This is a genomic window from Nitrospinota bacterium, assembly GCA_029881495.1.
In the GTDB taxonomy this organism is placed as follows: Bacteria; Nitrospinota_A; UBA7883; order JACRGQ01; family JACRGQ01; genus JAOUMJ01.
In genome coordinates this window covers 13940-32956 of record JAOUMJ010000014.1, presented here as the reverse complement: position 1 = coordinate 32956, position 19017 = coordinate 13940, and the positions used below count along the sequence as shown (strand labels likewise).

Here is a 19017-nt window from a genome sequence, read left to right as displayed (position 1 = left end):
GGAAATGGGGATCCGCATTCAGGATTTAACAAGCATGGGAATGGGATGAGAAAAACATTTGCGATATTGACCGTTGTTTTTTACGTGGCTTCCACGCCTATGGCGTCGCTTGCCGGCACGGCGAAACATGGCTGTACCGACCACGGCAATTCCCACGACATGTCCAAAGCGGAGCACCACGGAAAAATGATGGAAGCAACGCATGGCTCCGAGATACCGATGACCGGCCACAAAATGGCAATGTCGGGAGCGAAGGGGAGTTGCAAACATGCCGCTATGAAGTGCAATCTCAACAGTCACGGCAAATGCGATCTGCATAAAGGTGGTTGCACGATAAGGAGCTGTTCCGGCATGGACGGCGCGCCGGATCAGGCATTCCAGTTCAATAGCGATATTATTTTTGTAAGTGTTCCCGAAGTCTCGAACTTCGGGGTGTTCAAGCTGGAGCGCGGCTTTGAGTCCGTCAGCGATTTTGCATTTTCATTCATCCCCGATCGACCCCCAATCGCCTAATCCTTCAAAATTTCCCAGGATTTTCTCCGTTCTTGCGGGGAGCTGCACCAAGCGATGTTTATGGCAGAAAGTCATTTCTTCATGCATCTGCTGATAGTTCCCTTCACTGGATGAGAGTTTTTTCCGGAAGGTGATGTGCGCAGTCAGAAGAGGTTTCTGCCTGATCTGCCGAATCTCCACTCCGAAAGCCTGGGAAAACACATCAGGCAGTGGCCGCAATGAACGGCCCGCAACACGAATGAATTTTAAAAAGGGGTATTAGATGTTTAGTGCAAAGAGATTTGGATGGTTTTCCGCGGCGGTTTTTTTCATAACCCTGGCGGTAGCCGGAGACGTAAAGGCTGAATCGGATGGCGCCGCGGTCGGCAAAATTACAGTTACGGGTACGCGCGAAGAACAGCCGAAATCGGAGGCGACAGCGACTGTCGACACGCTTTCAGGCAAAGAGATAGAGGAAGTAAGGCCTGCTCATCCATCGGATATTATGAACAGGATACCCGGCGTCAATGTAAACGTAACAGGGGGCGAGGGGCATCAGACTGCCATCAGACAGCCGATAACCACGAGTCCCGTTTACCTTTTCCTTGAGGACGGCATACCGACACGCTCAACGGGATTTTTCAACCACAATGCGTTATACGAAGTTAATATCCCGCAGTCGGGCGGAATTGAAGTAAATAAGGGGCCGGGAACCGCGCTTTATGGAAGCGACGCGATTGGCGGCGTTATTAACGTCCTGACCCGGCCAACCCCACTTGAGCCTGAGTTGAACCTGGACCTTGAAGGCGGTTCGTTTGGATGGCAGAGGGCGCTGTTGTCGGTTGGCGACAAATTTGGCGATAACGGAGTAAGGCTCGACCTGAACATGACCCATACCGACGGCTGGCGCGACGCGACCGATTACGACAGGCAGAGCGCGAATGTCCGCTGGGATGCCTTTTTCTCAAACGGAATTGCCATGAAGACGGTGGTCGCGTATTCAAATATCGATCAGCAGACGGCAGGCTCCTCCAGGATCTCAAAGGAAGATTATGAAAACAATCCAACGCTTAATTACACTCCGATATCCTGGCGAAAGGTGGGGGCTCTAAGGGTTTCCGCAGAGATGACGAAAGAGTCGGCTGATTCGCTTGTCAGCGTTACGCCGTATGTGCGTCAGAACAGCCTCGGGTATATAGCGAACTGGTCGCTAAGCTACGATCCGGCCATCTTGAATTCGAACAACGATTCATATGGCGTCATGGCTAAATACAGAAAGGACTTTGCGCCTTTAAGGACCAGGTTGATCATGGGCGTTGATGTGGACAACAGTCCCGGCAACCAGAACGAGCAGGCTATCTCTCCGGTGAAGGAAGGAAACATCTATACCAGCTATACGGACGGCGACACGATATACGACTACGACGTAACATTCATGGGTATCTCCCCGTACGTCCATGCCGAGCTTTCACCTGCCGAAAAGCTGAGGATCACAGGCGGCGTGAGGTACGATTCAATCGGCTATGACTATACAAACAAGCTGACAGACCTCGATACCGGCAAGTATCGTCGCCCGGCGTCTACTACCGTCGACTACACGCACCTTAGCCCAAAGCTGGGGGCGACGTACCAGTTCAGCGATTCGTTCAACGGTTTTGTATCCTATAACCACGCGTTCCGCGCACCTTCACAGAGCCAGCTCTTCAGGCAGGGACAGGCCGAGAATACGGTAGGTCTGAAACCTGTAAAGGTGGACAGCTATGAGGTTGGTCTTCGAGGTGAAGTTGGAGAGAAGACCGATTGGGAACTCTCGGTTTACAGCATGATAAAGACCGACGACATCGTAAGCTACACGAATGATGACAATACGAGAGAGAGCCTCAATGCCGGCGAGACAAAGCATCAGGGCGTTGAGCTTGGTTCCGGTATTGCGCTGACGGATTGGATGAATCTCGGAGTGAGTCTTTCCTATTCAGAACACACATTCGGTACATGGCAACCGAAACCTGGCGTCGATTACAGCGGGAACGAGATGAACTCCGCTCCGAAGCTTGTAGGCAACACGCGGCTCGGTTTCCGCCCGGGCTTCATGAACGGCGGGATGGCAGAAATTGAATGGGTTAAGGTTGGCGATTCCTGGATGGATGACGGAAATACGATGAAGTATGAGGGGCACGCCCTTTTAAACCTCAGGGCGAATATGCCTGTCGGCAAGATGAAAGTTTTCGGGCGCGTTATGAACGTTACCGACGAGCGATGGGCTACGGCAGCTTCGTATTCAAGCTCCAAGTTTGGCGAGAAGATAGAGTACGCGCCGGGAACGCCGCTTAGCTACTACCTTGGGATCAATTACGACTTCATGTGAGTTATTTATGAATAGTATTAAACAGAATTTTCAACCACCTCACCCCTGGTTGGAGACTGTTGCACCGGGCGCTTCCGAAAGGAAGCGCCCGTTAAATATGCACAGGCTCCACAAGTGGGGAGGATTGGTTGCGGCGCTCTGGATATTTGTTCTTGGAATTACCGGTTTTCTTATCGATCACCGCGGAGAGTGGAGATGGCTCTGGCAGGTAACCGTTCCGGAATATCTCGTTTCGCAGAAGGTGCTTGAAAAAAGTACCGACAGTGCGATTCAGTTGTACCGGATTGACCCGTCGACGAGCGATGTTCGTCTTGCGGGTGGGAGACGGGGGCTCTGGAGAAGCAGTGATGCCGGCGCCAACTGGGTGGAAACCTATTTCATCGGGCTTGATGGCTCGCCCCAGATACTTTCGATAGTAGAGGATGCGGTATATGGATGGGGGAAGCTCTGGCTTGCCACCGATGACGGCGTTTGGTTATCTTCCGACAAGGGCGCGACCGCGACAAGGGTTGCATTGGAAGGGAGCCTCATTACCGCGCTTACGGAAGGCTCAAGTGCTGATGAACTGGTTGGCTGTGTGTCAAGGACCAAAGTTTTCCGCTTGAACCTTTCCGATACATCAGAGCCGGTTTGGATCTTCTTTTCCGGATTGACGGAGGATCAGCTTCCCGATTCTTTCGGGCTTTCCAGATTTGTAAGGGACCTTCATTACGGCAGAGGGCTATTTACCGGGATAAGCTCTTTGCTGATAAACGATGCGGGCGGTATCGGGATGATGGCGCTGTCGCTGACAGGTTTTCTGTTCTGGTGGATGCCGAAAAAATGGAAAAAAGAGATTGGAACGCAGACGCGGAAAACACATCTCACCAAGAAAAGCACTATGCGCCTGCTGTTCCATTCTCATTCAACCGTTTTCGGGATAGTTACCGTAATTCCATTTGTCTATCTGGCAATTACCGGGATACTGATAGACCACAACGATGTGCTTGGCGACTGGATGAAAAAGGTCAACGTCGGGAGGGAATGGCTCCCGCCTGTATATGAGATGAGATCATGGGACGATGAAATATATTCCGTTGCGGGATATCCGGGAGAGAGCGAAAAGCTGAGCCTTGGAGGCCGCGCCGGTCTCTTCACGACGGCCGATTCCGGCAGGACGTGGATCAGGGAAGATCTCCCCGGTCAACCCGCGGTATTCGTCTGGACGCTTAGGCGTATCGGGGATGGTTTATACACGGGGGGGATGGGTTCTCCTAACTACATGAAACTCCCTGGCAAGAAATGGGAAAAAGCCAAGGGTACGGGACATATGCCTAGCGATATGCTGGTATTGCCCGACGGACGAATAGGATGGAAAGGACATGGCGGGATCAAGGCTCGGGTAAACGGCGACGAATATGAAACCATTCGAATGGATATGCCGATCCTCGCGGGCGTTCCGATATTCTATTTTCTGGATGGATTGCATAGCGGCGTGATCTTCCATGAACAGTGGAAATGGGTGAACGACCTTGTTTCTGTTATAGGTCTTATTCTTGTTGTTACGGGCCTTACAAGATTATGGAGGCATTGGAAGCCGAGCTTAAAAGGATATTTGAATCTGGCACGTCGCGAACCGCGCGCCGTCATGACGGCGGCAAACGAAGTCGCGGCAACCAAGAGGTAGGCGATGGATACTGCTGATATTTTCACAAGGGGCGGGCCGGTAGTTTATATCCTGGCGTTCTACTCTGTCATTGCCCTCGCAATTGTAATTGAGCGCTACATACATTTCATAAGGATGGGATTTACCCCGCGCAGTATCGAAGAGGGTCTTGGAAATGCGATCTCGGATGGCGGTTTGAAAGACCCGGCAATTACGAAAGGGCCGGAAGCGGCCATCATAAGGGAGATGCTTGCGGCGTCCTCGCGCGGCGTTGATGACATCGGCAGAGTCGCTTCGCGCGTAGGCTCGGAGGAACTGCAACGAATGGAACGCGGTTTCAGGACGCTTGCCTTTCTCGGCAATACTGCTCCTCTTCTCGGCCTACTTGGAACGATAACCGGAATGATAAAGGCATTTATGGTGATCGAGCAGGCGGGGGGGAAGGTTGACGCAAACGCCCTTGCCGGCGGCATATGGGAAGCCATGATAACGACAGGCGTCGGCCTTTCCGTCTCCATACCGATACTCTTTTTCCTTCACCTGCTGGAAGGTTCGGCTGACCGCAGGGCGAACTCGATGAAACGGATCGCATCGATGATTCTTGAAAAACTGCATCATCATCATCATGAACGCGAAATACCGGTCGATGTTATCCATCACAGGAAAGGGGCGGCAGATGGAGTTTGACGGGCTTAGGAGAGCAAGCAATATTCCCAACCTCACTCCGCTTATCGACATAGTCTTCCTCCTGTTGGTGTTCTTCATGCTCACCGCCCATTTCGTAAAGAACGAAGCGGTAACGGTGGATCTCCCGGAGGCGGACAGCGCCACTCCGCTTGATATCGACAAGGCCGTCGAGGTTGTTATCAATGGTGATGGGAAAGTCAGCATAGCGGGCATGACAGTCGAGCTTGGGGAAGTTGAAGAGGTTTTTATCCAGAAATTCTCCGGGGTAAAGAACAAAAAGGTAGCCATTCGAGGGGATGAGAGGGCAGGCCTGGGCGTCGCAGTATCTATCTTCGATTCTGCAAGGAAAGCGGGAGCCGAGGCTGTGGATATCATTACGGAGAGGCCGGAATAGTGAAAGATTTCGCGATAGCAACTCTTGCTCTGGCCGTCTCGATAGGATTTCACGCGGCGTTTTTTAATAATGCCGAATTGATTTCAATCGAATCAGGCAAGTCGGACAAAAGCACGAGTGTGAAAGCGAAGTTCAGAAAGATCGTCAAACCGAAAAAGATACAGGAGATACCAAAACCAAAACCGAAGAAAGTGGTTAAAAAGGAGATCCCGGCACCTGTGGAGGAGCCGGAACCGGTAGTCGAGCCTGAAGAAGAAATTTCAGAGGAGGTTGCGCAACTCGACGAGGAGGAAACCGAACGGGAGAAGAAGCATTATCTCTCTGTCGTAATGGACTGCATAGAGAGATGCAAATATTATCCGGCCGCGGCGAGGCGGAGAGGGATAACCGGGGAGATAGAGGTGCATATGACATTGCTTCCGAACGGGGAAGTGGAAAGTTTGGTAGTGGAAGGGAAAGATAACATCCTGTGCGACGCGGCACGGGAGGCTGTGCAAAAGGCAAGCCCATTGCCTCCCCCCCCTTCCGGTGCGCCATACCCCGTAAAGCTGAAGATGGAATTTGCGTTGCAATAGAAACCGTTTTTAAAAAGGAGGTTTTGGTGGATAGAAGAGAAGTAATAATGGCGGCAGGTGGCGCTCTCCTGGCCGGTACTGTAGGGACGGCATTTGCCGCGGAAAAAGAACATAAGCACGATTCAGGCATGTTGATCCAGGAAGATCTCGCCAGGTCAGCAGCCGATTGCGCCCGTACGGGGCAGACGACGCTCCGTTTGAGCATCAACCTCCTGGAGAAGGGAGACATCTCAATGGCGGAGTGCGGCAGGACGGTGCAGGACCTGGTAGCTACCTGCGAAGCGATGATGAAGATGGCCTCTTTTGGGTCGAGACATATCGGCCCAATGGCGAAGGTGGTTCGGGGTGTTTGCATAGCTTCGGAAAAGATCTGCATGAAACACAAGGAGCACAAGGAGTGTGTTGAGTGCGCCAAGTCGTGCCGTGAATGCGCCAATATCTGCAAGAAATACATTTAGCCAAGATCGCAGTCTCCGGGCGGCGCTGTCCGCCCGGAGACACCCCTTTTCCCAGCCGGAAATATTTTCTCGAAAAAGGTTATTCAATTACTGGACAACAATACAACTTTAACGTAGGCTGTTTCGGATGATTGACCTGCATATGCACACGATTTTTAGCGATGGAGGGCTGGTTCCTGCCGAACTGGTCAGACGTGCGCGCCAGATCGGGTGTCGCGCGATCGCGATTACCGATCATGTTGATTATTCGAATGTCGAGAGGGTTACGGAGGCGATTGCCAGGTTCTGCGAGGACGATCATGGCATCCGCGTGCTCCCCGGCGTGGAGATAACCCATGTGAGGCCTTCAATGATATCGGAGATTGCAAAGCTGGCAAGGGATGCCGGGGCCAAGATTATAATCGTGCATGGGGAATCGGTGGTGGAGCCGGTCGAGGAAGGAACTAATGATTCGGCGATAGACGCCGGAGTGGATATAATAGCCCATCCGGGACTGATCTCGCTGGCTGTCGCAAAAAAAGCGGCTCTGGCCGGGGTGATGCTGGAGATAAGCGGACGCGGGGGACACAGTTTTACAAACGGCCACGTAGCAAAAACCGCGATGGAAGCGGGGGCGAGGCTGGTTTTTAATACTGATACCCACGCTCCTCGTGATTTAATGGACCGGCAAATGGCGATGAAAGTGCTGTTGGGCGCGGGATTGGACGAAAAGAGTGCGCTCGAAACATTGGGCAACTCGCAAAAGATAGTGGAGGCAAAAAGTGGCGCGTTATAAAAGGATAAAACGTAAGGAAGACCTGAAAGCACCGGATGAATTCATCAGTTTCTGGGACAGTGTCTACTTCTGGGTGACGGACAACAGTGAAAAAGTGATCTACCCGCTGGTCGGGCTGGCAATTATCATCATGATATCTGCCGGATACATGTATTACGCGGATTCGCGGGAGAACACCGCCCAGCGCGAGCTCTACAGGGCCCTTGTGGAATACCCAAGCGACAGCCCAACGGAGGCGAATGCCCAGCCGAAGGATAATGTGGACCTGCCAAAACTCGCGGAGACTATCGGCGAGGTGTCTGAACGTTTTTCCGGAACGGTAGCTGGAAAGCTTGCGTCGTTCTACAAGGCAAATGTCCATTATAAGGATGGGAAGATGCCGGAAGCCGAAGCGCTCTATAAACAGGTTTTTGAATCCGAGGGCGCGGAGGATACTGTCGGTCGTCTAAGCGGTATCGGTCTCGCCAGAACCTCACAGAATCAGGGGAAATATTCGGAAGCCACGAGCGTCCTTGAAAAACTGAAGGGGAGCAAAAGCGAAGCGTTTATGGAAGAGATAGATTATCTCTTGGGATTGAACTATGAGCTGGCAGGCAATTCCGACAGGGCGCTTGAGACATATGTGGAATTCCTGGGGAAGTATCAGGTTTCCTCAAGGCGTGATTTGGTGGTAAACCAGATTGCGTCCCTCAAAGGTTCAGATATAAATATAAAGTAGCCTTTTCCCTGGGGGGTTATTAAATCGTGAAGGGAGGGTGGAAACTCCTCCCCTCGATAGACACTATTTTCACGGCATTTTATTTCTGTACTGCCCAATCGGGGAATGTTCCAAGGTCTATTCCGAATACGATAGGGCCGAGGATGAATGCCGCGGCGGTTATGATAATCCCCCCCGCAATGTTCAGTATCAGCCCCGCTTTTGCCATATCGATGATCCTTATCCTCCCAGCGCCGAACACAATCGCGTTCGGCGGGGTTGCTACCGGAAGCATGAAGGCAAAAGATACCGACATGGTCGCCGGGAGCATTATCAAAAGCGGATTCAGTTTTATCGCAACAGCCAGAGAGGCGAGGATCGGGAGGAGTATCTGCGCGGTTGCCGTGTTCGACGTCAGTTCCGTTATGAAGGTGCTCATAAGCGAGATGGTGGCAACGATCGTAACCGGATTGAATTCGTGCAGTGAAGCGAGCTGGTTTCCGAGCCATGTTGAAAGTCCCGAATCCTTGAATCCGCTCGCAAGAGCGAAACCTCCGCCGAAGAGGAGGATGATACCCCACGGGAGTTTTTGCACCATATCCCAGTCGGCTATCCGCTCGCCGGGGAGAGCCTTCGACGGCACGAGAAAAAATATCGTCGCCATCGCTATGGCGATGGTGCCGTCATTCACATCAGAGGGATTTGGGAAGAGGTTTGCCCAACCCGGTATCGATACCGTTCCTATATTGATGTCCGCTCTTGAGAGCCAGAGTATCGCAAGGCTTGTGAACACCGCGAAAACCACCTTCTCCTCGAAGGTTGTTTTGCCCAGTTCGTCATGTTCGCGCTGAAACTCCTCTTTGTCGATGGATATCTCCGTTCCCGGTTTGAAAAACCATGCAAGGTAGAAGTAAACGAAGGCGATAAAGGCAACGCTGACCGGTAGGGCGAACGCGAACCAAGAGGCAAACGAAATCTCCGGAGCCTGCGGGAAATTTATCGCAAAGACCTTTACAAGTACCGGATTCGGCGGGGTTCCCACGAGGGTCGCCACTCCTCCGATAGACGCGGAATATGCCGTTCCAAGAAGGAGGCCGACAGCGTATTTTTTGATTGGCGCCACGCCGACCGATTCTTCCAGCTTCAGTATGACAGCGATGATGATGGGGAGCATCAGCATGGTGCTGGCGGTATTCGAAACCCACATCGAAAGGAAGGCGGTTGCCGTCATAAAGCCGAGGAGTATTCCGCGCGGATTCGCGCCGAAGAAAAGAAGTATCTTGAGAGCTATTCTCTTGTGCAGGTTCCACCGCTCCATGCAGAGTGCCACAAGAAATCCGCCGAGAAAGAGGAATATCACCTCGTTGAAATAGAGCGAGCTAACCTTCTTTCCGGACATGATGCCGAAAAACGGGAAGAGGAATACCGGGAGGAGCGCAGTGGCCCAGAGCGGTATCGCGTCCGTTATCCACCATACAGCCATGAGGAGCACCACGGCGGCGGTCCTTGTTATCTCCGGGTGGGCCGGATCGAGGTCGAACAGTAAAAGAAAGAGCACAGAGGCAACAACGCCCCCTATAAGCCCCCACATCCTAACGGGATTTTGCTGGCTCGTCAGTTCTTCATCGCTCATGCTAAAGCTTCCCCTTCGTGATTATGTCGCATCGGCAAATAGGATACCGGAAAACGGCATGATGTTGCTCATTAAATAGGGGAGCGGGTGGAGGCGGCGGTCTAAAATACCATGTCTGCGCGAACCCCGCCTATCGACCTTCTGTTTTCATCAAACAACTTGTTATCCCCTCTATCCTTTTCGTCGATGAAGCTGAAGCCTCCAAACAGCGTGATATCAAAGTAATGCCTGCTGTTGATGTTCAGCTCCATTGCGATGTTGGCGCTATCCGGCCTGTCATCGGTTAAATAACCTCCATATCCTGCCTTGACTGAAAGAGCGATATTATCCGTCAACTGAAAAATCCCTCCCGCTAAGAACCTGATGCTTTGCGCGGTATTAACTCCTTCCTCATATATCAGCTTTTCAAATATTTCCATAAGGATGGAGAAGTTGCGGTCGACGTAGTGTCTTGATTTGAATTGTGCCTTGAGAGGCGCGCTTACCCCTGCATCGCTTGAGAAGCCGATCCCCAGCGCGTGGGCTCCGATAAGGTATTCGTTTTCGTAAAGTTTACCGGAGTAGTTGAAGCCGAGATTTTCCATCTCGATGTTATCTGTAATTCCGATGTGCCAATTCATGAACATTCCCACCCATCCGTCTTCCGGATTGGATGAATTCTTCCCAAATAAAAAGGAAAAACCGATATCGGTCAATTGCGAAGGCATGGTGAGCGGTCTATCCACCTCTCGTAGCGGATAATCCTTCACGGCGTTTGTCTTGAATGTCCGGGCATCGGCTGACTCGTAGCAAGCTAGAATGATTGCCAGCATGGCAACGATTCTGGATATCGGACGAAATGTTCCATAGCGGTAATACATTTTATAATGGTATTAAAGAGCGGGAGACAAGTCCAGCTTATATGCAGTCTTAAAAAAGGGAGTGCGTGGAGGGGGCGATATTTCACCGGGAGAGCGCCTGGCGAGTTCATATATGGAAAGGGTGAATGCTTAATTGACACGACAAAGCTGTTAGTAAAAAATGAATCCATGACATCTAACCAGTATATGCCGGTGAAGCATGGATGACTATTCAGCGATCATAAAGAGTATATTTGACCAGCAAGGAGAGAATGGCTGTTGGAAAATGCTAAAGGAATCCGACAGGCATTATCCGGAACTCCTCCATTACTCTCCAAATTTCAAGGCCACCTTGTGGACATTGATACTCCTGGCCGACCTCTGTCACGACAGCAACGACGTCAGGATAAAGAAGCCGTTAAAAATTATCAGAAATCATTTTTATGATCCGAAGGCTGGTATCTACTCCTTGAAAGAGGATCATTTCCCCATCCCATGCCTGAACGGAAATATCATTTATCTCGAATGTTATTTTACAGGTTCGATAAGCGGTAGAAGCTTGAAGGTGATCGAGTTTTTCAATAAATACCAAAGATTCGACGATGGGCAATACGTCACGGAGAAGAACAAATACTGCGAGAACAAGAGTTGCTACGGCAAGCATACATGCTACTGGGGCGTGGTCAAACTGTTCAAAGGCTTTTCGTTCATCCCGCAAACGAAAAGAAATAGTTCTATAAAAATGCTGTTAAAGAAATGCATAGATTTTATTCTATTGCACAATGTATATCTCAGCTCGCGCCGCAAGGATCGCGTGATGGTTAAGGATATCGACAAATTGACCTTTCCCAATATGTACAGGAGTGATTTTCTGGAGATACTATGGCTTTTGAAAAGGGAAAAGGTAAGATCGGAAAAAGTTGGTCAGGCGGTTGATCTGTTGCGGTCAAAACGGATGCCAGACGGGAGATGGAATTTGGAGAAAAAGATAAACAATATGGCGGCAAGCATAGGCGAGCCCGGTCGCCCGAATGAATTTGTCACAAGGAGGGGGAAAGAAGTTATCGAGTTTTACGGTTTGTAGATATGAGCAGTTCCGAAATATGTTTGAATTGCGCCTGACCATTGAAAGACGGCGGATAGCGCAACCTCGTTATTGATTTAGGACGCGCTGGATCGGGCGCGCTTACGACTCTTCGTTGTTGCCGAAGACTTCGTCCAGTATCTCCTTGGCTCCCTGTTCCAGGAGAAGGTCTCCAAGCCTCTGTCCCAGCGATACCGCTTCGCTTGTCGGGCCGGAAATTGTTTCCCTTATTATCCTCTGCCCGTCGAGATCGGCAACAAGCCCTTCGAGCGTGAGTTTGTCGCCGTCGACTTTGCCGAACGCCGCTATCGGCACCTGGCATCCCCCTTCGAGTTTTCTCAGGAAGGCGCGCTCAGCCGTGGTGCAGTACGCGGTCGGCTGATGGTGGAGCCTTTGAACGACCTCTTCAACAACCGGGTCGTTCTCCCTTGTTTCGATCGCCACCGCTCCCTGGCCGACCGCCGGGAGTACCAGCGATTCCTCCAGATATTCGGTTATCTCATCTTCATACCCCATCCTTATCATCCCCGCGGCGGCGAGTATGACGGCGTCGAGATTTTCGGTTTCAAGTTTCTTTAGACGGGTCTGCACGTTCCCCCGTATATCGACGATGACGAGATCGGGCCTCACCCTTTTTATCTGCGCGCGTCTCCTTAAGGAGCTTGTACCGACCTTTGCGCCGGGGGGGAGGTCGACGAATTTGACCCCTCTGCTTACGAGAACGTCGTAAGGATTTTCCCTTTCGGTGATAACGTCGACTTTCAGCCCTTTCGGAACTTCGGTAGGGACGTCTTTCAGACTGTGCACCGCGAGATCGGTCTCGTTCCTCAGGAGCGATTCCTCTATCTCCTTGGTGAAGAGCCCCTTGCCGCCGACCTTCGCAAGCGGCACGTCGAGGATCTTGTCCCCGGAAGTTTTTATTTTTATCAGTTCAACATCGCCGATGTCGTCGAATTCGAGGAGGCGCGACTTGATCCATTCCGCCTGCCAGAGCGCGAGCGGGGAGCCCCTTGTTCCTATTTTAAGTTTCAAGCTCAATGTAACGGGGGCCTATTCCAGATTAAAGAGCTCTTTTACAAACTCTGTAACGGAACGCTTGTGATGTTCCTGATTGTTATTCGCTGATGCCTGGCGTTTCAGATGAAGCGTAGGATCGTGGAGGATTTTATTTGTAATGGAGGCGGTCATGGCCTTTATGGCCGCTTTTTGATTTTCATCGAAGGCTACCTTCGCGAAGGTTTTCTCTACTTCCCGGCACTGTATCTCCTGCACCTTCTTGCGCATAGCGACGATGGTCGGCTCCATCTCAAGCCGGTCGAGCCAGCTGTTGAAGCTTGTCACTTCCGCCTTGATGATCTCTCTCGCCTTTTCGGCCTCTTTCTCCCTCTCGGCCCTGTTCTGGTTCACCACGCTGTTCAGGTCGTCGATGTCGTAGAGGAATACGTTGTTCAGGTCGTTTATTGAAGGCTCGATGTCGCGCGGAACCGCGATGTCGATGAAGAAGATAGGCTTACCACCCCTGAGCTTTATGGCCTCTTCCACCTTCTCCCTTTTGATGACGTAGTGCGGGGCGGCGGTGGAGCTGAGAACAATGTCGGCGTTTTTCATCTCGTCCGAAAAGGTGTCGAAATGTATCGCGCTCCCGCCAAGCTCCGTGGCTAGTTTCGCGGCGCGGTCGTAGTTGTGGTTCGATACCAGGATGGTCTTTACCCCCTGGCTCACGAGGTGCTTCCCGGCGAGCTCTATCATCTCCCCCGCGCCTATCAGGAGCACCGTTCTCCCTTCAAGACTGCCGAAGATGGATGTGGCCAGCTCCACGGCGGCATAGGAGATAGAGACCGCGCTTTCGGCGATGCTTGTTTCTGTCCTCACCCTTTTGGCCACGCTGAACGCCTTTTCAAAGAGCTGGTTCAGCACCCTTCCGGTCGATTTCACCTGTCTGGCGGACTGGTACGCGTCTTTTACCTGGCCGAGTATCTGGGGCTCGCCGATGACCATCGAGTCGAGCGACGCCGATACCTCGAAGAGGTGTTCTATCGCCTCGTCGAGGGTGTAGCTGTAGAAATGCTTGTCGAGTACCCCGGCGGGTATCTCGTGGTAGTTGTAGATGAAGCGTTTGATGGAGGCGAGGCCGTCTTCGATATCGTCCACATGGGCGTAGATCTCCACCCTGTTGCAGGTGGAGAGGATAACCTTCTCGTCGACCCCTGGCATCTTCGAGAATACGTCCCCGGCCGCCTCGCTCAGCTCCTTGAGGTCGAACGCGAGCTTTTCGCGCACCTCCACAGGGGCTGAATTATGATTAACTCCCAAAACTACTAACGGCATTATGTGTAAAGATTACCATCAGTTAAGAACAAAGGGAAGAGCGCAAAATTCTACCGAAATGTTACAAAATACCTGCCAACTAAGGGGAGCAGGGAGCCATGTAGATATACTTGATGAACTGCATATTTATCTTATGGGAGTATCCGACCCAAAATCTTTTCCCATGTGTCGTTCTCTTTTCGGTAGAAGGAGAGGATATCCAGGTTGCCGGCGGAGACGGCGCGTTTAGCCGCTTCAATATCCTTCTCCGAAAATTTCAGCGCCATACGGCAGGCGGAGCCTATTTTCCTCGGTTTCAGGATCGGCTTGAACTTTATCTTTTCGGCGCGGAAAAAATCCTCGGCGCGTAGCGTTTCATATGTCGTGGCGAACACCGCTATACAGTCGCTCATCGCTCCTTCTTTACCGATAGTTCCTTTACAGCTTTGATGAATTTTTTTATGTCGCTCCTCTTGTTGTAGAAGCCGGGGGATACGCGGACGGTGCCGATCGGGTATGAGCCTATCTCCTGATGCGTGAACGGCGCGCAGTGCAGTCCGGTGCGGGTCGCTATCCCATGTTTTTTATCGAGATGTTCGGCTACGTCGGAAGGGTCTATCTCCGCCACGGTGAACGAGAAGAGAGGGAGGCGGTTCGCTTCCTTTTCCGGCCAGAATATTTTCACGTCGTGGATGTTCACTATCCCTTCATATGCCTCCATGCAGAGATCCATCTTCCGGCGGAATATCTTTTCTATCCCGGTATTCTGGATGAACTCTATCCCCGCGTCGAGCCCCGCGATGCCTGCAAAGTTCGGCGAGCCAGGCTCGAACCGGTCGGGGGAGGTTGTAGGCATATCCATATCTTCGCTGAAGCTCCCGGTGCCGCCGGTGACGAGAGGTTCGACATCGACGCCGGGGGATATGGCGAGTATGCCGATGCCTGCCGGGCCGTAAAGCCCCTTGTGTCCCGAGGCGCAGAGGATGTCGATGCCGTTTTTTGCCATGTCGATGGGTACCACGCCGGCTGTCTGCGCCGTGTCGACTATCAATAGAAGTCCGAGCGATCTGGTTATCTTGCCGATCGCGTCGATAGGGAAGAGGAGTCCGTCTACGTTGCTCCCGTGGTTGACGATCACCGCCTTTGTTTCGGGGGTCATATGAGCTTTGAACATCTCTTCGGTGATAGGCTCCTTTTCGTCCCACATAAGGGGGGATACATTCAGGCCGAGGCGCTTGTCGAAAACCGTCCGCGAGATGGCGTTGTGCATTCTTCCGGTGGTGATGACATGGTCGCCGCTTTTCAGCGTTCCCCTGATGGCGATATTTATGGAGTATGTGCAGCCGGGAGTGAAGATAAGCCTCGACGGATCGGAAAGGCCGAAGAACGAGGCGGCGCGGAGACGGGCGGAGTATATGAGCTTGTCGGCCCTGTATACGAGCTTGTCCACCCCTCTGCCGGGATTTGCGCCGATACCTTCCAGGGCGTTCCTTATCGCGCGGATCACGGAAGGGGGTTTTGGCAGTGTAGTGGCGGCGTTATTGAGGTATATCAGTTTCGGCTCCCTGTTGTTAAAGTTGTGTTTACCAGACTATACAGCTTTGACAGGGGGCGCGCCACTACCGCGTCGGCCCGCCCGATTTTCATGGCGGGCCGAAAAGGCTTTAGCAGATTATCTTTTCACCAACGGTAACTTTCCTGTATGTTTCGTGGAAAGTATTGCGGAACGCCTCGTCGATGGCGTTGTCACAGCAGTCATGTGGCGACATCGCGACGAGTTTCAGATCCTTCTCCCTAAGGAAGCCGATATTCTCTTCCACGTCGGCATCCGAGATGCTTATCAGCGGATGATCGTGCCCCGGCATATGCTTTTGCATTTCCACACCGAGCATCCGGAGTCTCGAATCTGTGACCGGATAGTGGTATCCGCATACTATCCCGTACATCGGCTCATCGAACATCATTCCCACGCGGTCGAGTATTCTTTGGAGAGTCTGATGTCCGCACCCGGAAATAACTACCAACCCTTTTCCTTCGACGTTTACGACGATCGCCTGTTCGGCGGTCCATCCCATCATGAAATCCCTGTTCGGGATAGTGCCGGTGGTGGTTATCCCTTTCCCTATCGCGATAGGGTTGTCGTTCCACATCGGCTCCAGAACGGGGTATTGAGGATTGTCGTTCACATAGAAGCTCTCTTCGCCAAGTTCCACCTGTTTTTCATTCAGGTTGTAGTTGTGGTGTTTTCTCCACTGATCGGGGTGGTTATGCGATATCACCACGGTGTCGAAGTCATCCCATGTGATCCCCATCTTTTCCATCTGAATAGTCAGCGGGGTAGGGGTACCTTTCGAGAAGTCGACGCCGACATCAAAAAGGACTGTATTATTGTCTGTCCTGATGAGGTAGGAGACACCCTCTTCGGCTTTCATTTCGCCATGTTCGGAATACCAGTCGACTATCGGGATGATCTCAAGTTTCTTAGTGGCGCCGAGACCTTTGACCTTGAACATCATGTCGGGGTGATAGATTTTCATTTCCCTTCTTTTCCTTAACGCCGAGATTGTGTAGCCCGCGAGGAAAAGGAGGAAGATGCTGAACAGGATCAGGTTCGTAACAGGCACAGCGACCATTCCCATTGCGCTCACCTCCTTCTAGGTACTTATTTTACCACTTTTCAGAGGAGGCGGCGGATGTCTTCGCAATCCTTTCTTATCTGTTCCTTCAGTTCGTCGATCGAGGCAAAGCGAGCCGTGTCGCGTACCTTCGCAATGAACCGTATTTCAATATTTTGGCCTGTTATCTCGCTATTGAAATCGAAAATGTGCGCCTCTATCCCCGGCACGTCCACATCAAAGGTGGGTATGACGCCGACATGGGTGGCGGAATCGTACAGCTTTCCGTCAAGCTCCACTTTCGTGGCGTATACGCCAGGGCCGGGGACCGTCTCTACCGTCTGGCCGAGGTTCGCGGTGGGGAAGCCGAGGATCTTGCCCCGCCCTGCGCCTTTTATCACGACGCCGGAAACCGCGTGCTCCCTCCCTAAAAGCTTGGTGACCTTTTCAATGTTCCCTTCGGCAAGGAGCGCCCGTATCCTTGTGCTTCTAACTGTTTCGCCGTCTATTTCGACCTCCGGTATTTCGTGCACCGAGAAGCCGAGGATCTCCCCCTCTCTCTTCAACGTATACACGTTCCCCTTGCGGCCAGAGCCGAATGTGAAGTCGTGCCCTACATACAGCCTGCGCAGTTTAAGGGGTACCATTATCTCTTCGACGAACGCCCTCGGGTCCTTCTCTGAAAGGGGGATCGTAAACGGTATCGCGAGGAGCCCGTCTATTCCGCATTCCGCTATCAGCTTCGCTCTTCGCTCCGGGGATGTGAGCCTGAAGAAATTTCTTGTGGGGTAAAGGATGGACGAGGGGTGGGGCTCAAAGGTTATCACAAGCGACTTGCAGTTCTGCCTTGCCGATTCTTCCTTCACCTGTTTCATTATCTCGCGGTGTCCCAGGTGGAGTCCGTCGAAGTTCCCGACAGTGGCTATGCTGCAAGTGAACTCTTTTGAAAAGTCCGATACCTTGTCGCCGATTTTCATGATTTTTGCATTTTAAACTTTTATCAAGGGAGTTTCATGTCAATTGCTGTCTGTTTCATATTCACTATTGATGACATGATACTATTCCCATGCGTCGATGTCCTTCTTTTCGTTCAATTGTTCAGTCGAGCCTTACGCTCACCGTTTTCTCTCTCGTAACCAGCACCTTGCCCGGCGGGGCATTTTTTGGTTTTTTAACGTTTTTTACATGCGTATAAACGATCTCCCCCTTGCCGTCTTTTGCCCTTGTGGAATATTTCAAAGCGAGTTTTGCCGCTTCCACGATCGCGTCGTGTGGGACATCCTTCGCGCGCGAAGTTTTCATCACCACATGGGAGCCGGGAAAGCCCCTCACATGGAACCATAGATCATTGCCGTTGCTTTGGCGGAGGAGCTCGTCGTTCTTCGCTCCCGATTTTCCTACATATATTTCGAACCCCTGCGAGGACGAGAACCTGCGGAACGGTTCGGATTTTACCGGTTCCTTTTTTTTGGCAGGTTTGCCGGGTTGCGGTTTTTGAGAAGTTGTATGTTTTTCCGAGAGCGTGGCGATTTCGGTAGTGGAAGCCGCCGCTTCGATCTTTCCGGAATCGGCCTTCAGGGAATTGATTTTTTCAATTGTATCGGCGAGCGCGGATTGAAGTCTCTCCTTGCCGCTGATGTACTTGTGATGTTTTTTATAGATGAGACCGATATTCTCAGCCGGGGAGAGCTCAGGCTTGAGCGGGATTATTACGTCCTCGCCGGTTTCTATGTCTGTAAGGATCGCCTCGCTCTTCCCCTTTTCGAGTTTATTGAAGTACGTTTTGCAAAGGTCGCCCAATCTTTGATAGCCGCTGTAGTCCGAAAGTTTTTCAAGATCTGTTTCAAGATTTTTCCTAAGTTTGCCGAGTTTTTTCAGCTCACGGTTAATGGCTGTGAGAATCTTCTCCTTTTCGTTCTCGCTGGAGTCGTTTTTGAATCTCTGCTCTAGTTCCAGCGAGGGTGATCTTTCGAAAACGGCAGGCTCTTCGTTTTTGTCCGGCAACGGCAGGGGATAAATAACTCCGGCACGGAGTGTGGGGGATGTGGCGAATCCGCTAAGGCCGAGAATTTTCCCGTCGCTTCCGGCGAGTATGAATCCACCTTTTCCGAAAAATCGGCAGACAAGCCGAATTTCCGCCGGAGAGAAGTGGAGGGCTATCTGCCGGTCGTTCTGTGATTTATCGATAGCTACGAGGCGGCTCCCGGAAATATGTTTACGAAGCATCACGGCGAAAGGTGTCGGTGCTTTTGGCGATTCCTCTTTTTCCCGCGTAAGGAATATAGTTCCATTGTTCAGCGAGGCGTTTATGAAGAGCCGTACCCCCTTCTCTTCCCTGAATACGAAAACAAGTTCGTATTCAGAAGGCTGGAAGATCTTTTCTACCTGCCGTTTGCCGATGTCGAGTATTTCACGGGCGACAGCCGCAAGTTCCGAGCTGGATATAGACAC

Annotated in this window: 19 protein-coding genes; 10 read left to right on the top strand and 9 right to left on the bottom strand. The window is 51.8% G+C overall.

What is annotated here, in order from left to right; translation table 11 throughout:
• The first annotated feature begins 45 nt into the window (after nucleotides 1-45).
• The 9 genes from OEY64_07675 (at nucleotide 46) to OEY64_07635 (ending at nucleotide 8109) form a co-directional block, all read left to right on the top strand.
• Nucleotides 46-513, top strand: a complete 468-nt coding sequence (locus tag OEY64_07675; protein MDH5542828.1) for a hypothetical protein — start codon at nucleotides 46-48, stop codon at nucleotides 511-513.
• A gap of 262 nt (nucleotides 514-775) precedes the next feature.
• Nucleotides 776-2857, top strand: a complete 2082-nt coding sequence (locus OEY64_07670) for a TonB-dependent receptor (protein MDH5542827.1) — start codon at nucleotides 776-778, stop codon at nucleotides 2855-2857.
• 7 nt (nucleotides 2858-2864) lie between these two features.
• The gene (locus OEY64_07665) at nucleotides 2865-4523 is read left to right on the top strand and encodes a PepSY domain-containing protein (protein MDH5542826.1); all 1659 of its coding nucleotides are present in this window, start codon (nucleotides 2865-2867) and stop codon (nucleotides 4521-4523) included.
• A gap of 3 nt (nucleotides 4524-4526) precedes the next feature.
• A complete protein-coding gene (locus OEY64_07660) occupies nucleotides 4527-5189 on the top strand; it encodes a MotA/TolQ/ExbB proton channel family protein (protein ID MDH5542825.1) in 663 nt (220 codons plus the stop codon).
• Nucleotides 5179-5583: a biopolymer transporter ExbD gene (locus OEY64_07655; protein ID MDH5542824.1), complete on the top strand. Its 405-nt coding sequence runs from the start codon at nucleotides 5179-5181 to the stop codon at nucleotides 5581-5583. The genes OEY64_07660 and OEY64_07655 overlap by 11 nt, the downstream gene beginning before the upstream one ends.
• Entirely contained in the window at nucleotides 5583-6158 is a 576-nt protein-coding gene (locus tag OEY64_07650) for an energy transducer TonB (GenBank protein ID MDH5542823.1), read from the top strand. The genes OEY64_07655 and OEY64_07650 overlap by 1 nt, the downstream gene beginning before the upstream one ends.
• Before the next feature lie 26 nt (nucleotides 6159-6184).
• On the top strand, nucleotides 6185-6616 hold the full coding sequence (locus OEY64_07645) for a Csp1 family four helix bundle copper storage protein (GenBank protein MDH5542822.1): 432 nt from the start codon (nucleotides 6185-6187) through the stop codon (nucleotides 6614-6616).
• A 127-nt stretch (nucleotides 6617-6743) separates the two neighbouring features.
• A complete protein-coding gene (locus tag OEY64_07640) occupies nucleotides 6744-7391 on the top strand; it encodes a histidinol phosphate phosphatase domain-containing protein (GenBank protein ID MDH5542821.1) in 648 nt (215 codons plus the stop codon).
• Nucleotides 7378-8109 carry a tetratricopeptide repeat protein gene (locus tag OEY64_07635; protein MDH5542820.1) on the top strand — a complete coding sequence of 244 codons (732 nt, stop codon included), beginning with the start codon at nucleotides 7378-7380 and terminating at the stop codon, nucleotides 8107-8109. Before OEY64_07640 ends, OEY64_07635 begins: the two co-directional genes overlap by 14 nt.
• Nucleotides 8110-8188: 79 nt before the next feature.
• Here the strand turns inward: OEY64_07635 and OEY64_07630 are convergent, their stop codons facing one another.
• Together OEY64_07630 and OEY64_07625 are read right to left on the bottom strand one after the other, a co-directional pair.
• The gene (locus OEY64_07630) at nucleotides 8189-9721 is read right to left on the bottom strand and encodes an SLC13 family permease (protein ID MDH5542819.1); all 1533 of its coding nucleotides are present in this window, start codon (nucleotides 9719-9721) and stop codon (nucleotides 8189-8191) included.
• Nucleotides 9722-9822: 101 nt separating this feature from the next.
• Nucleotides 9823-10533, bottom strand: coding sequence for a hypothetical protein (locus OEY64_07625; GenBank protein MDH5542818.1), 711 nt, complete (start codon nucleotides 10531-10533; stop codon nucleotides 9823-9825).
• 313 nt (nucleotides 10534-10846) lie between these two features.
• On the opposite strand from OEY64_07625, the gene OEY64_07620 reads away from it, so the two are divergent.
• On the top strand, nucleotides 10847-11644 hold the full coding sequence (locus OEY64_07620) for a hypothetical protein (GenBank protein ID MDH5542817.1): 798 nt from the start codon (nucleotides 10847-10849) through the stop codon (nucleotides 11642-11644).
• A gap of 102 nt (nucleotides 11645-11746) precedes the next feature.
• Here the strand turns inward: OEY64_07620 and hemC are convergent, their stop codons facing one another.
• From hemC to OEY64_07585, 7 genes are all read right to left on the bottom strand, one after another.
• A complete protein-coding gene (gene hemC, locus OEY64_07615) occupies nucleotides 11747-12682 on the bottom strand; it encodes a hydroxymethylbilane synthase (protein ID MDH5542816.1) in 936 nt (311 codons plus the stop codon).
• A 12-nt stretch (nucleotides 12683-12694) separates the two neighbouring features.
• The gene (hemA, locus tag OEY64_07610; protein MDH5542815.1) at nucleotides 12695-13972 is read right to left on the bottom strand and encodes a glutamyl-tRNA reductase; all 1278 of its coding nucleotides are present in this window, start codon (nucleotides 13970-13972) and stop codon (nucleotides 12695-12697) included.
• A gap of 131 nt (nucleotides 13973-14103) precedes the next feature.
• Nucleotides 14104-14364, bottom strand: a complete 261-nt coding sequence (locus tag OEY64_07605; protein MDH5542814.1) for a DUF3343 domain-containing protein — start codon at nucleotides 14362-14364, stop codon at nucleotides 14104-14106.
• A complete protein-coding gene (locus tag OEY64_07600) occupies nucleotides 14361-15503 on the bottom strand; it encodes an aminotransferase class V-fold PLP-dependent enzyme (GenBank protein MDH5542813.1) in 1143 nt (380 codons plus the stop codon). The genes OEY64_07605 and OEY64_07600 overlap by 4 nt, the downstream gene beginning before the upstream one ends.
• A gap of 112 nt (nucleotides 15504-15615) precedes the next feature.
• The gene (locus OEY64_07595) at nucleotides 15616-16590 is read right to left on the bottom strand and encodes an MBL fold metallo-hydrolase (protein MDH5542812.1); all 975 of its coding nucleotides are present in this window, start codon (nucleotides 16588-16590) and stop codon (nucleotides 15616-15618) included.
• Between the two features lie 38 nt (nucleotides 16591-16628).
• Nucleotides 16629-17543 carry a bifunctional riboflavin kinase/FAD synthetase gene (locus OEY64_07590; protein ID MDH5542811.1) on the bottom strand — a complete coding sequence of 305 codons (915 nt, stop codon included), beginning with the start codon at nucleotides 17541-17543 and terminating at the stop codon, nucleotides 16629-16631.
• Between the two features lie 121 nt (nucleotides 17544-17664).
• Complete coding sequence (locus tag OEY64_07585; GenBank protein ID MDH5542810.1) at nucleotides 17665-19017, bottom strand: NFACT RNA binding domain-containing protein; 1353 nt, start codon at nucleotides 19015-19017, stop codon at nucleotides 17665-17667.

Coding starts and splice junctions, on each gene's coding strand:
- OEY64_07675 (MDH5542828.1), top strand. CDS start 46: ATGAGAAAAACATTTGCGATATTGACCGTTGTTTTTTACGTGGCTTCC.
- OEY64_07670 (MDH5542827.1), top strand. CDS start 776: ATGTTTAGTGCAAAGAGATTTGGATGGTTTTCCGCGGCGGTTTTTTTC.
- OEY64_07665 (MDH5542826.1), top strand. CDS start 2,865: ATGAATAGTATTAAACAGAATTTTCAACCACCTCACCCCTGGTTGGAG.
- OEY64_07660 (MDH5542825.1), top strand. CDS start 4,527: ATGGATACTGCTGATATTTTCACAAGGGGCGGGCCGGTAGTTTATATC.
- OEY64_07655 (MDH5542824.1), top strand. CDS start 5,179: ATGGAGTTTGACGGGCTTAGGAGAGCAAGCAATATTCCCAACCTCACT.
- OEY64_07640 (MDH5542821.1), top strand. CDS start 6,744: ATGATTGACCTGCATATGCACACGATTTTTAGCGATGGAGGGCTGGTT.
- OEY64_07630 (MDH5542819.1), bottom strand. CDS start 9,721: ATGAGCGATGAAGAACTGACGAGCCAGCAAAATCCCGTTAGGATGTGG.
- OEY64_07625 (MDH5542818.1), bottom strand. CDS start 10,533: ATGCTGGCAATCATTCTAGCTTGCTACGAGTCAGCCGATGCCCGGACA.
- OEY64_07620 (MDH5542817.1), top strand. CDS start 10,847: ATGCTAAAGGAATCCGACAGGCATTATCCGGAACTCCTCCATTACTCT.
- hemA (MDH5542815.1), bottom strand. CDS start 13,972: ATGCCGTTAGTAGTTTTGGGAGTTAATCATAATTCAGCCCCTGTGGAG.
- OEY64_07605 (MDH5542814.1), bottom strand. CDS start 14,364: ATGAGCGACTGTATAGCGGTGTTCGCCACGACATATGAAACGCTACGC.
- OEY64_07595 (MDH5542812.1), bottom strand. CDS start 16,590: ATGGGAATGGTCGCTGTGCCTGTTACGAACCTGATCCTGTTCAGCATC.
- OEY64_07590 (MDH5542811.1), bottom strand. CDS start 17,543: ATGAAAATCGGCGACAAGGTATCGGACTTTTCAAAAGAGTTCACTTGC.